The organism is Dialister succinatiphilus, assembly GCF_928721695.1.
GTDB lineage: Bacteria > Bacillota > Negativicutes > Veillonellales > Dialisteraceae > Dialister > Dialister succinatiphilus.
On record NZ_OV788641.1, the window covers coordinates 2,090,586 to 2,103,049 of the forward strand.

The window sequence follows — 12,464 nt, forward strand, 5'->3', positions numbered from 1 at the left end:
TTATCGAACCCCTTCGATGTTTATATTATAGCATAGACATTTATCGAAGTAAAGGAAATTAAATATATTTTTTTGTATATTTAAGGAAGCACTGATTAATTCATAGAGTTTTCTTTTATAAGAATTCTTATGCACTGTTTCGTCATGGGCTTCCTTAAATAGCTCGCTATTCGCGTCAGCCCATTCCTCGCATTGCATAAAAATTCAAGAATAAAAGCAAACAATGATTTAATCAGCGCTTCCTTAATTTCCTCCAGGGGACGGGCCTTTCTCTGCTCACGAGGCAGCCAAAGGACATAAGGAAAAACTTTCCCGCAGACAGGCAAAAAAATCACGGTCCTGCGAGGAGACCGTGATTTTTACTTATTTATTTAACTTTCGCTGCTTCTTCCATGGCTTTGTCTGCTGCCTTGATGGTCTTTTCAATGTCTTCGTCGCTGTGGGCGTAAGACATGAAGAGGGTTTCAAAAGGAGAGGGAGCCAGGTAGATGTGCTGGTTCAGCATGGAGAGGAACCAGGCTTTGAACTGCGCCGCATTAGCGCTGCAGGCGTCGTGATAATTGAGCACGTCTTTTTCGGAGAAGAAAATACCGAACATGGAGCCGGACTGGTGGCATACAAGGGGTACCCCTGCTTTGTCTGCAGCCTGTTTCCAGCCTGTCAGGAGGTCCTTTGTTTTCTTTTCCAGAATTTTATCAAAGTCCGGAATGGCCATCATCTGTTTCAGTGTTTCGATGCCGGCAGTGACTGCCAGGGGATTGCCGGACAGGGTGCCGGCCTGGTAGACGGAACCGTCGGGAGCGATGCAGTTCATGATTTCTCTTCTGCCGCCGTAGGCTGCTGCAGGGAGGCCGCCGCCGATGATTTTACCGAGGCATGTCATATCGGGGTGGATATGATAGCGGGCCTGGGCACCGTGGAAGGTGGTACGGAAGCCGCACATGACTTCGTCAAAAATGAGGACGGTGCCGTGTTTTTCCGTTTCTCTCCTGAGGGCTTCAAGGAATCCCTCCACCGGAGATACGCAGCACATGTTGCCTGCCACCGGTTCTACGATGACAGCGGCGATTTCATCGCCCTTTTCGTCCATCATTTTTGTGAAGGCGGGGATATCGTTGTAAGGAACCACCAGGGTGTCTTTGGCAGTGCCTTTGGTGACACCAGCGCTGTCGGGGCTTCCAAAGGTGGCGGCGCCGGAACCGGCTTTCACCAGAAGGCTGTCGCCGTGTCCATGATAGCAGCCTTCAAATTTCAGGATCTTGTCCCTGCCGGTATAGCCTCTGGCGGCGCGGAGAGCGCTCATGGTGGCTTCGGTGCCGGAGTTGACCATGCGCATTTTTTCAATGGATGGATAAACCTCGTGGATAAGTTCGGCGATTTCCGTTTCCATCACTGTAGGAGCGCCGTAGCTGGTGCTTCTTTCAGCAGCTTTCTGGATGGCTTTGATTACAGCCGGATGGGCGTGGCCCAGGACCATGGGACCCCAGGAGCCTACATAGTCAATGTATGTGTTGCCGTCGATATCGGTGATATGGGATCCATGGGCTTCCTTAATGAAAGGAGGCGGGCAGCCCATATGGGGATAGGATCGCACGGGGCTGTTGACGCCGCCGGGCATATATTTTTTAGCTTCTTCAAAAGCGGCTTTGGACTTGGTGAGGTCGATCATTTCCCTGCTTCCTCCTTCATCCATTTAGCCACATCGGGAGCATGGTAGGAAATGATGATATCAGCGCCGGCTCTCTTCATGCAGAGGAGGGATTCCATGACGATTCTCTTTTCGTCAATCCAGCCTTTAGCGGCAGCGGCTTTCACCATGGCGTATTCACCGGATACATTGTAGGTTGCTACGGGACGGTTGATATGGTCTCTTACCTGGCGGACGATATCCAGATAAGCCAAGGCCGGTTTCACCATGATAATGTCGGCGCCTTCAGCCATATCCAGATCCACTTCCTTCATGGCTTCCCTGCTGTTGGCCGGGTCCATCTGGTAGCCTCTGCGGTCTCCGAACTGAGGCGCAGAGTCAGCGGCGTCACGGAAGGGACCGTAGTAGCCGGAAGCGTATTTCACGGCGTAGGACATGATGGAAACGTTCGAAAGGTCGTTGGCATCCAGGGTTTCACGGATTTTAGCCACACGGCCATCCATCATATCGGAAGGAGCCACGATGTCGGCGCCGCATTCGGCCTGAGAAAGTGCGACTTTGGCAATAAGTTCCAAAGTGGGGTCGTTATCCACTTCATGACCTTTGAGCACGCCGCAGTGGCCGCTCTTTGTGTACTGGCAGAGGCATACGTCACCTACGATGACAAGGTCCGGCACCGCTTCCTTGATGGCCCGGATAGCCCGCTGCACGGGGCTCTTCATATCCCAGGCAGAGGAGCCAATGTCGTCCTTGTATTCCGGAAGGCCGAAGACTTCCACTGCCGGAATGCCCATTTTGTAAATTTCTTCCGCCACTTTCACCGCATTATCCACAGAAAGGTGGTACTGTCCAGGCATGCTGGGGATTTCTTCCTTCACGTTGGTGCCGGGCACTACGAAAATCGGATAAACGAAATCATTGAGTTCCAGGGAGTTTTCCCTGACCATGGAGCGGATGGCTTCCGTTCTTCTCAGTCTTCTTGGACGAAGTGTGTTTAATTTCATTTCTTTTCGACTCCTTTTTCAATTGCATTGACAAGGCCATCAATCGTATAGATATCAGAAATGATAGATGGTTCCAGATTATATTTACGGCATGTAGCGGCGGTAATGGGTCCGATGCATGCCAGGGTAACGCCTTTCAGAAGATCCGTCCTCCCATTGATCTGGTTCATGAGGTTATACACGGTGGAGGAGCTGGTGAAGGTGATGATATCAGCTCCGTGATGCTCCAGCACGTCCAGCAGCTCTTCCTTGTGGGCGGTGTCCGCTTCCGTGCGGTAAGCTTCCACCACATCCACCCGGCATCCCAGGTCACGAAGGCCTTCGGGAAGGACGCTTCTGGCCACTTTGGCCCGGGGGATAAGCACCTTTTCATAGCCTTTCAGGAGAGGCTTCATCTCGGAAAGCAGGTTTTCCGCCTTGTACTTTGCCGGCACGCAGTCGGCATGAAGGCCGTGACGGGTGAGCTGGCGGGCGGTGGCCGGTCCGATGGCCCCGATTTTCATGTGGCCCAGGGCCCGGGTGTCCCGACCGGACTGGTAGAGACGCCGGAAGAAGGAATCTACCCCGTTCTGGCTGGTAAAAATAAGCCAGTCATACATTTCCAGACGGTCCAGTGCTTCATCCATGCCTTTGAAATCATCAGAGGGATCCCTGATGGCAATGGTAGGGATTTCCAAGGTTTCAGCGCCCTTCTGGTCCAGTACGGTCACCAGCCGGGAAGCCTGGCTCCGGGAACGGGTGACAATGATTCGTTTCCCAAAGAGCGGACGGTTGTCAAACCACCGCATTTCTTCTCTCAGCTTCACCACATTGCCTACCACAAAGACAGCCGGCGGCTTGATTCCCATTTTAACCACATCTTCCGCCGCCTTTCCCAAGGTGGTGGTATAGGTTTCCTGGTAAGGACGGGTGCCCCAGCGAACAAAAGCAGCCGGCGTATCGGCGCTTCTTCCATACTTCATGAGCTGGGAGGCAATAAGTGCGGTATGGCCTACACCCATAAGGAAAATGAGGGTATCCACGCCGCCGGCCAGTTTGTCCCAGTGAATGGAGGACTTGTCCTTATTGGGATCCTCATGGCCGGTAATCACCGCAAAGGAAGCAGCCACGCCGCGATGGGTCACCGGAATGCCTGCATAAGCCGGCGCTGCAATGGCGCTGGTCACGCCGGGCACTTCTTCAAAGGGGACACCTGCCTCACGAAGCACCTCGATTTCCTCTCCTCCTCTGCCGAAAACGAAGGGATCCCCGCCTTTGAGGCGGGCCACAATCTTCCCTTCCTTTCCCTTTTCCGCCAGAAGGAGGCTGATTTCATGCTGCTTCATGGTGTGGCATCCGGCCTTCTTGCCCACGTACACATACTCCGCATCGGGCCGGGCATACCGAAGGAGCCGCTTGTCCGCCAGGTAGTCACCTACGATGACATCCGCTTCCTCCAGGCACCGCTTCCCTTTCAGTGTCAAAAGTTCCGGATCTCCTGGGCCTGCGCCGATTAAATAGACTTTCCCTTGTTTCATGTATATTCTCCTCAATTCATTTGTCAGATTTTCTGCAGTTTTTCCAGCACTGCCCGGCCGCCTTCGTCAAGAAGCCTGCCGGCCATAGCACTGCCAAGGTCTTCCGCCTGGGAAATGGGACCTTCCGTGCTGCCCCGATACAGTTTCTTTCCATCAGGGGAAGCAATGAAAGCCTTCACAGATATATGTCCCTTTTCCGGCACCGCATAAATGCCGGCCGGCACCTTGCAGTCACCCCCTACCCTGGCCAGGAAGGACCGTTCGGCACGGATACAGGAAGCAACTTCCTCGTCATGGAGGAAAGAAAGAAGGTCCAGGGTTTCCCGGTCATCACTTCTGGCTTCCACCGCCATGACGCCCTGGCCGGCAGCAGGAATGCTGTCTTCCGTAGAAATATAGGAAGTGATCCTGTCTCCAAGTCCCAGACGCTTGAGGCCCGCCGCTGCCAGAATGACAGCGTCAAAATCCCCCCCATCCAGATGGCGCAGCCTTGTCTGCACATTGCCGCGAAGAGAGCGGATGGTAAGGTCCGGCCGCCAATGGAGAAGCTGGGCCTGGCGGCGCAGGCTGGATGTGCCCACTCTGGCGCCGCGAGGCAGCTCATCCAGAGATTTACAGGTATTGGAAACGAAGGCGTCCCTTGGGTCCTCCCTTTTGGTGACTGCCGCAATGATGAGCCCATCAGGGCATTTAGCGGTCATATCTTTCAGTGAGTGGACTGCAATATCCGCCTTTTTCTCCAGAAGAATCACTTCCAGTTCCTTAATGAAAAGGCCCTTGCCTCCGATTTCCACCAGCGGCCTGTCCAGAATCTGGTCTCCCTTCGTGGTGACAGGAAGGAGCTCCACCGAAAGACCGGGGTACTGCTCTTTCAGACGGTTTTCCACATAATGGGCCTGCCAGAGAGCCAGAAGGCTTTCCCTGGTGGCAATGGTAATTTTATTTTTCAAGTTCCTGCCCCTTTCTTACATCCAGCTTGAACAGGCGGGCAACGGCGGACTTATCCTCCGACTCCCATTCCGTACCGGCGTATTCATTCAGATGGATCATGGGTTCCCGAAGGATTTTCCGCACGATCATATGGGTCATATGGGACAGCACCTTCTTATCCTCATCAGTGAGTCCTTCGATTTTAGAGAGGCCGTGGCGGAGCTCCCGCTGACGGATTTCCTCTGCCTTATCGGACAGGGATACCATAACGGGACGGGTGCTTAAATATTTGAAGCGATCCTCAATGGATTCGATTTCCTCCTGTACGATGACTTCCGCCCGCTGTGCTTCCTCTTCGCGGAAACGGATGTTATTGGCCACGATTTCCTGGAGATCATCGATATTGTAAAGGGTCACATTCCGGATATTCCCCACTTCCGGCTCAATATCACAGGGCACGGCGATATCGATGGCCACCAGAGGGCGGCTGCCCCGGCGCATCATGAGATTTCTTACATCCCAGGCTTTCACAATGTACTGGGAAGCGCCGGTGGCGGTGACGATGATATCTACATCGTCGGCATGGGACAGGGCGCTGTGGAAAGGTACCGCTTCCCCGTTGATTTTCGAAGCCAGGTCTTCCGCCTTATCCATGTGGCGGTTGGTGACGATCACCTTCTTCAGGCCCTTGCCCATGAGGTTCTTCACCAGAAGCTCCGCCGCTTCCCCGGCGCCGAAAACCATGGCCGTCCGGTCGTCCAGGCCGCCCAGAATCTTTTCAGCCAGCTTGACGGCAGCGTAGCTCACAGACACGGCGCTGTAGGAAATACGGGTCTCCGTGCGCACCCGTTTCCCCGTGGTAATGGCCCGATGGAAAAGGGTATTCAGAATAGTTTTCGTGGCCTTTTCAGAAAGAGCCATGGTATAGGCCGTTTTAATCTGGTTCAGAATCTGGCTTTCACCGATCACCATGGAATCCAGCCCTGATGCTACTTCGAAGAGATGGCGGATGCAGGCTTCTCCTTCAAAATAGAAGAAATATTCCTTCTTCGCCTCGCTGTTTCCCGAAAGGGCCAGGAAGAACTGGTAGAGCGTCTTTCTGGCAGCGCCGTTTTTCAGCACCGCATAGATTTCTGTCCGGTTGCAGGTGGAAAGAACCACCGCTTCCTCGATCCCCTCCTGTTCATCCAGATGGCGAAGACCGCTCCTGGCGCTTTCTTCAGAAATAGCAAACTGCTCCCGTATGTCTACGGAAACGGTCTTATGATTCAGACCTAAAACAACCAACTGCATTACGCACACGCTCCTCTGCTTCGTCTAATTTCCCTGTAATAACAAGATTCATAATCTCATCGTCAAATACCATATGCCAGAAACGTTCCCGATCCCGGCTGTCAGCGATTTCATTTCTGAGCTCCTCCCGGAGAAGGGCCGCCTTGTCCAGCCACACGCCAAAAGCAGGAGGAATCCTGCCTTTCAGCCAGTTCTTCACATATTTCGCCATGGCCGGCGACCTTCCGTCGGTAGAAATGGCAAAGTGAATGCCTCCCGTTTCAAAAGCAGCCGGTAGAGAACAGTTCCCCAAAGGCGGAAAATCCGCCGCATTATACAAAAAGGATTGAAGAAGGGACTCTTCATGCACCTGCTCCGCCACCTGGCGGATACCGCAGGCAGTAACCACAAAGCGATACCCCTTCGCGTCCCCTTTCCGGTAGGAAGCCTGCTGCCAGGAAATCCGCTTTTCCCTGAAGTACTGCATCAGTTCCGGGGAAATCTCCGGAGCCAGCACAGTCACCTCTGCGTCTTCCAGAAGCAGCTTCTTCACCTTACGGACAGCAATATGCCCTCCGCCAATCACAAGACAGGGAAGTCCCTTCATTTTTAAATTCACAGGATACAAAAAAGCCTCCAAGCATTACAAACGGCGCACTAAAACTTATACCGCACTTATAATTGTAACACCACAGAAGTCCAGTGACAACAAAAGCGGATATGTAAAAAATAGTTCTAATACAGCCTAATATGTATATAATTTTTATTCATTTATCTCTATTTATTGATACGATTTTGCATAAGAGCTTCTTAGGGAATTGCTGATTCACAGGCTTCCTGCTTTGACTCTAAAATGCTCCTACTGCGATTTCGCTTCCTGAAGAGCGGAAAAGTTTAAGGAAGCGCTGATTAAATCATTGTTTGCTTTTATTCTTGAATTTTTATGCAATGCGAGGAATGGGCTGACGCGAATAGCGAGCTATTTAAGGAAGCCCATGACGAAACAGTGCATAAAAATTCTTATAAAAGAAAACTCTATGAATTAATCAGTGCTTCCTTAAATGATATTAGAGAACCGCTCCACGGCTTTCGCAAATTTCGCTATGGTTTCTTCTGCATCTCCCTGCTCGATGCCATCCCTGACGCAGTGCTGAAGGTGGCCCTCTAGAATGATCTGCCCCACCTTGTGAAGCGCCGATTTTGCTGCATTCACCTGCGTAATAATGTCTTCACAGGGTACATCTTCATCCACCATGCGGTCGATGGCCTGCACCTGGCCGATAATTTTCTTCAGCCTTCGGTGAAGATTGTCTGCGTCCATACATTGTTTCATACATTTCCTCCTCTACTACCAGCCCTCATAAATCATGGTCTTCACGGGCTCAAAACTCTTCCTGTGGATAGGCGTAATCCCCAGCCGGCGGAGTGCTTCGATATGCTCGGCCGTGCCGTAGCCCTTATTCCTGGCAAAGCCGTATCCCGGGTATTTCTCATCGTACTCATCCATCAGATGATCCCGGTACACCTTGGCTGCAATGGACGCCGCCGCCACGGAAGCGCTTCTGGCGTCGCCGTGAATCATGGAAATGGTGGGACAGGGGAAATGGAGAGGCATGGCGTCTACAATGACAGCGTCAGGCTTCACATGAAGATTCTTCACCGCCTGGTACATGGCCTCCATGGTGGCCTGGTAAATATTCACCGCGTCGATTTCCGAAGGCGGCATGCTCACGATAGACAGGTCCACCGCTTCCTCATGAATCCTTGCAGAAAGCGCCTCCCGGTGCTTTGGCGTTACTTTTTTGGAATCGTTCAGGCCCGGTGCAAACCAATGGGGTTTCAGAATTACCGCCGCCACCGTCACCGGCCCGGCCAGGGGGCCTCTTCCCACCTCATCAATACCAACGATATGGGTCATGCCTCTTTTGTAAAATTCGCTCTCCACCTCATAGAGAGCCTCTACCCGCATGCGTTCCCTGCTTTCCCGCTCCAGCCGGCGCATATAGGAAGCAGCCAGATTCCTGACCCCCTTACGCTCATCGGAAAGGATTTCCTTTAATACCTCCTCCGGCACATCATCCTTTTTCAGGATCTCCCGGATTTCAGAAATCGTCATGGCTCCTCCTCCGGCACCGGATCCAGGGTAATCTTCCCCAGCTTGCCGCTGCGGAAATCGTGAAGCACCGCTGTTTCCGCCCGGTCATAATCGATGGCCCCTCCGGGAAGAAGGCATCCCCTCCTTCGCCCCGCTGCCTCCAGAAGCAGCTGGGGATCCTGGTTTACATCATCGATGCGGTAAACCTCCTTCAGAACCTGCGGTTCCGTTTCCGCCAGAGACGACAGAAGCACCGGCACCACCTCGTCGGGGTTGAACACATCCCCTGCAATGGCCCCGGTGGCCGCCAGGCGAAGGGCCGCAGTCTGATCATCAAACTTGGGCCACAGCACCCCCGGCGTATCCAGAAGATCCAGTCCCTCCGACAGACGGACCCACTGCTTCCCCCGGGTATGGCCCGGCGTATTCGCCGTTCTGGCCGCAGCCGTGCCTGCCAGAAAATTGATAAGCGACGACTTTCCTACATTGGGAATACCCAGAATCATGAGCCGCACCGACCGATTCTTCAGCCCTTTCCTGTACCACTTGTCCAGAATCGGTTTCGCCGTCTCCCGAATAAGAGACAAAAGCTTCTTTTTATTCTTCCCGTTGCCTACACTCATGGGCACCACAGGGATATTTCTCTTCCGGTAGAAAGAAACCCACCGATCCGTCTGCCGCGGATCCGCCAGATCCGCCTTGTTCAGTATGACAATCCGGGGTTTCCCCTTCACCAGCTCTTCCACCATAGGATTGGCGCTGGAAGCAGGAATCCTCGCATCCAGCAGCTCAGCCACCACATCTACCGCCTTCAGATGATCCTCGATCATCCGCTTCGTCTTCGTCATGTGGCCTGGGAACCATTGAATTAACATATACACCTCCCGGTATACCCATCCCGGGTTACCTATGCACCCTATTTTAACATAAACCAAAGAAATAGGATATCTTCGAGAATCATTTGCTAATAAAGGGTATGAAGGGTATGAAGGGTATGAAGGGAAACACCTTATCTGGCGTGAAGCTTCTTAGGATTGATCGGCCTTTGGCCGGAAGGTTCGTAAGGTTCAAAGGGGAGGCGGGAAGAAATTGAGGCAGCACCGGTCGTTGGATGGCCCCTTGACTCTGTCATTCTGAACGCAGTGAAGAATCTCGGTACGTGGCAAATATGAAACCATAGGAATTCATGCAGGGGCCTGGTACCTGAAGCGCACTTCCCGCCGACTGGGATTCTTTAGTGAGCTAGTGAGCTAGTGGGCTAGTGATCTGGTGAACTAGTGGACTAGTAAGTGTCACTATCTACATGTACCGAGATTCTTCGCCTACGGCTCAGAATGGTCGGTCGGCCAAATAAAAGGAAGGCCCTTTAATGTGCAGGCTAAGGGCCAACTTTGGCCGACTCGCGCATTCTATGCAGAATGCGCGCAAGTGAGGGCGGGAAGGCAATCCCGTAACGCTGACTTCATAAGCATAGCCGCCAAAAGGGAAAACGACTCACTACATTTTGCGCGTCGCTAGTGCTCCTTCAACCACTGCTGTCACTGACTCACTGGATTTTCAGGTCGCTAATGCTCCCTTACAAATCCAGTTCGCATAGTGCATCCACTGCCGTCACTGACTCACTGGATTTTCAGGTCGCTGATGCTCCCTTACAAATCCAGTTCGCATAGTGCATCCACTGCTGTCACTGACTCACTGGATTTTCAGGTCGCTGATGCTCCCTTACAAATCCAGTTCGCATAGTGCAAAATGTGTTTGCTGTGCATCGCTTCGTTCAGGGGGCCGCCGATTGGCGGTCAGGATAGCGATGGGGTGTCAAATCGGCGTTCTGTCTTGTACACCCTTTGCCTCTTCGAGGCGTTCCCCTCAAGGGGAAACGAGAAAATAGGTGGCACTGGATATTGTGTCACATATGACACAGACAGCCAATCCCGTAACGTTCTTGCGTCCCCTTTAGGGGAAGAGGGCCACGAAGTGGCGAAGGGTGTGCAAGCGAACTGGATTCATAGGGGAGCCCCGCGACCCGCGAATCCAGTGAGACGCCATCCAGCGAAGTCGGTGTGGACGAGGGAAAGAATGATTATGATACGCTATGGGGACGTGACCGCCGAAAGGCGGCATTATAATACTCTTCGCCCGATAGGGCGATACCGCAACCCTCAGCGCCGTAGGCGCTGTTGCCCCCCTGAGCGAAGCGAACACAACCTGCCGCCATCAGGCGGCCACAATCTACGCGCCAAAGGCGCGTGCCCCCTCGGTCCCGATCCCGATCTCGCCAGCAGGACCGGATAGTTTACTCAAACGGAACCATGCAAAAAAGCCGTGAGAAATGGATTCGCATTTCTCACAGCCTCTTTTATTACAATACATGTTTAATCACAAGATACACCAGCGCCCCTACCGCTGCGGTACAGGGGATGGTCATAATCCAGGCGGACACCATCTGGTAAGCCACGCTCCAGTGGACAGCACGGAAACGGGTCGCCCAGCCCACGCCCATGATAGAGCCCGTTACCACGTGGGTCGTAGAAACAGGCAGGTGAAGCATGGTGGCAGAGAAAATGGTGATGGCCGAGTTCAAATCTGCCGCCAGGCCATTTACCGGCTGCATCCGGAAAATCTTATTTCCTACAGTACGGATAATCCGCCAGCCACCCACAGATGTACCAAGGCACATGGCCAAGGCGCAGGCCACCTTCACTTCCCAGGGTACCTCCAGCTGACCAATGTAGCCGCCTGAAAGAAGAGCCAGCGTAATGATGCCCATGGACTTCTGGGCGTCGTTGGAACCATGAGAGAAAGCCATGAGTGCCGCAGATACCATCTGGATATGGGTAGCCACATAGTTTACCCTCGATTTTCCCACGTTTCGGAAAGCAATATAAAGAACGGTCATCATTATATAGCCCGTCACCAGGGCGCATACCGGAGAAAGCACCAGACCGATAACGATGGTGAGCACCCCGGCCAGATGGATGGCGCCAGTGCCGTAGGAAATAATCACCGCTCCAATGACCCCTCCGATGAGAGCATGGGAAGAGCTGGACGGCATGCCGATGCGCCAGGTAAAAAGATTCCAGATAATGGCGGATGCCAGGGCAGAAGAAAGAACCACCGAGTCCACCATGTGCGGAGAAGTGACGATTTCGCCGCCGATAGTCTTGGCCACGCCGGTAGAAATCATGGCGCCCACGAAATTCAGGATGGCTGACATGATGATTGCCACTTTAGGGCTTAAAGCACGGGTTGCCACGCAGGTGGCAATAGCGTTGGCGGTATCATGAAATCCATTGATGAAATCAAAACACAGCGCCAGGACAATCACGATGCCTACAATGTAAATATCAGGCATACTTCATGACCACCTCTTTAATCAGGTTCCCCACCTTCTCTGCCCTGTTGGCCGTATCCTCCATGGCCTCCATGATTTCCTTCCAGCGGATGATTTCCATCACCTCGTGGGTCCCGTCAAACAAGTCAGAAATGGCGTTTCTGTAAATTTCATCTCCTTCACTTTCAAGAGCATTGATCTTACGGGTCCGCTCACCGATTTCCGTTTCATTCTTATCAATGGACTTCAAAAGACGGAAAAGGACAATGAGCTCCGAAGACATTTCCACCAGAATATCCGCCATGCGCATAGGCAGCTTGGACCCGATACCGGCATGATAAAGTTTCAGGCACATTACCACATCCTGGATATCATCTACGCAGTCATCCAGCGTAGTAGTGAGCAGAAAGAAATCCTCCCGGTCAATGGGTGTAATAAATACATGGCGCATCTTCGCGGAAATTTCATGGGTCACCTTATCCGCCGAATGCTCCAGGGCCTTTACATCCTTTACATACCGCTCCAGCTTGGATGGATCCTGCAGCACCTCCCTGGCCATGAGAGTCCCTTTGTGGAAATACTCTGCGTTGGTAACGAGAAAATCAAAAAACTCTTCGTGCTTATTGACAAGACTAAACATGGGTGTCCTCCGTAAAAAACGCATAAA

The 12,464-nt window shown here is 52.7% G+C and carries 11 protein-coding genes; all 11 read right to left on the bottom strand.

Features of this window, described 5'->3' with window-relative positions:
* Positions 1–367: 367 nt before the first annotated feature.
* The 11 genes from hemL to NW747_RS08890 all read right to left on the bottom strand — a co-directional run bounded on the left by hemL (position 368) and on the right by NW747_RS08890 (position 12,437).
* A complete protein-coding gene (hemL, locus tag NW747_RS08840) occupies positions 368–1,669 on the bottom strand; it encodes a glutamate-1-semialdehyde 2,1-aminomutase (RefSeq protein ID WP_273188285.1) in 1,302 nt (433 codons plus the stop codon).
* Positions 1,666–2,652 (bottom strand): porphobilinogen synthase, encoded by a 987-nt coding sequence (gene hemB / locus NW747_RS08845; protein ID WP_008858945.1) that lies wholly within the window; start codon positions 2,650–2,652, stop codon positions 1,666–1,668. Before hemB ends, hemL begins: the two co-directional genes overlap by 4 nt.
* Complete coding sequence (gene cobA / locus NW747_RS08850; protein ID WP_273186934.1) at positions 2,649–4,169, bottom strand: uroporphyrinogen-III C-methyltransferase; 1,521 nt, start codon at positions 4,167–4,169, stop codon at positions 2,649–2,651. Before cobA ends, hemB begins: the two co-directional genes overlap by 4 nt.
* Positions 4,170–4,192: 23 nt before the next feature.
* Complete coding sequence (gene hemC, locus NW747_RS08855; protein WP_273186937.1) at positions 4,193–5,119, bottom strand: hydroxymethylbilane synthase; 927 nt, start codon at positions 5,117–5,119, stop codon at positions 4,193–4,195.
* Positions 5,109–6,392: a glutamyl-tRNA reductase gene (gene hemA / locus NW747_RS08860; RefSeq protein WP_273186940.1), complete on the bottom strand. Its 1,284-nt coding sequence runs from the start codon at positions 6,390–6,392 to the stop codon at positions 5,109–5,111. The genes hemC and hemA overlap by 11 nt, the downstream gene beginning before the upstream one ends.
* Complete coding sequence (locus NW747_RS08865; RefSeq protein ID WP_273186942.1) at positions 6,361–6,990, bottom strand: precorrin-2 dehydrogenase/sirohydrochlorin ferrochelatase family protein; 630 nt, start codon at positions 6,988–6,990, stop codon at positions 6,361–6,363. Before NW747_RS08865 ends, hemA begins: the two co-directional genes overlap by 32 nt.
* Positions 6,991–7,428: 438 nt before the next feature.
* Complete coding sequence (locus NW747_RS08870) at positions 7,429–7,704, bottom strand: metal-sensing transcriptional repressor (protein ID WP_008858940.1); 276 nt, start codon at positions 7,702–7,704, stop codon at positions 7,429–7,431.
* Between the two features lie 15 nt (positions 7,705–7,719).
* Entirely contained in the window at positions 7,720–8,487 is a 768-nt protein-coding gene (locus NW747_RS08875) for a ribonuclease HII (RefSeq protein WP_273186945.1), read from the bottom strand.
* Entirely contained in the window at positions 8,484–9,341 is an 858-nt protein-coding gene (gene ylqF, locus NW747_RS08880) for a ribosome biogenesis GTPase YlqF (RefSeq protein WP_273096975.1), read from the bottom strand. Before ylqF ends, NW747_RS08875 begins: the two co-directional genes overlap by 4 nt.
* A gap of 1,484 nt (positions 9,342–10,825) precedes the next feature.
* On the bottom strand, positions 10,826–11,818 hold the full coding sequence (locus NW747_RS08885) for an inorganic phosphate transporter (protein WP_273186948.1): 993 nt from the start codon (positions 11,816–11,818) through the stop codon (positions 10,826–10,828).
* Entirely contained in the window at positions 11,811–12,437 is a 627-nt protein-coding gene (locus NW747_RS08890; RefSeq protein WP_273186951.1) for a DUF47 domain-containing protein, read from the bottom strand. The genes NW747_RS08885 and NW747_RS08890 overlap by 8 nt, the downstream gene beginning before the upstream one ends.
* Positions 12,438–12,464 lie beyond the last annotated feature (27 nt).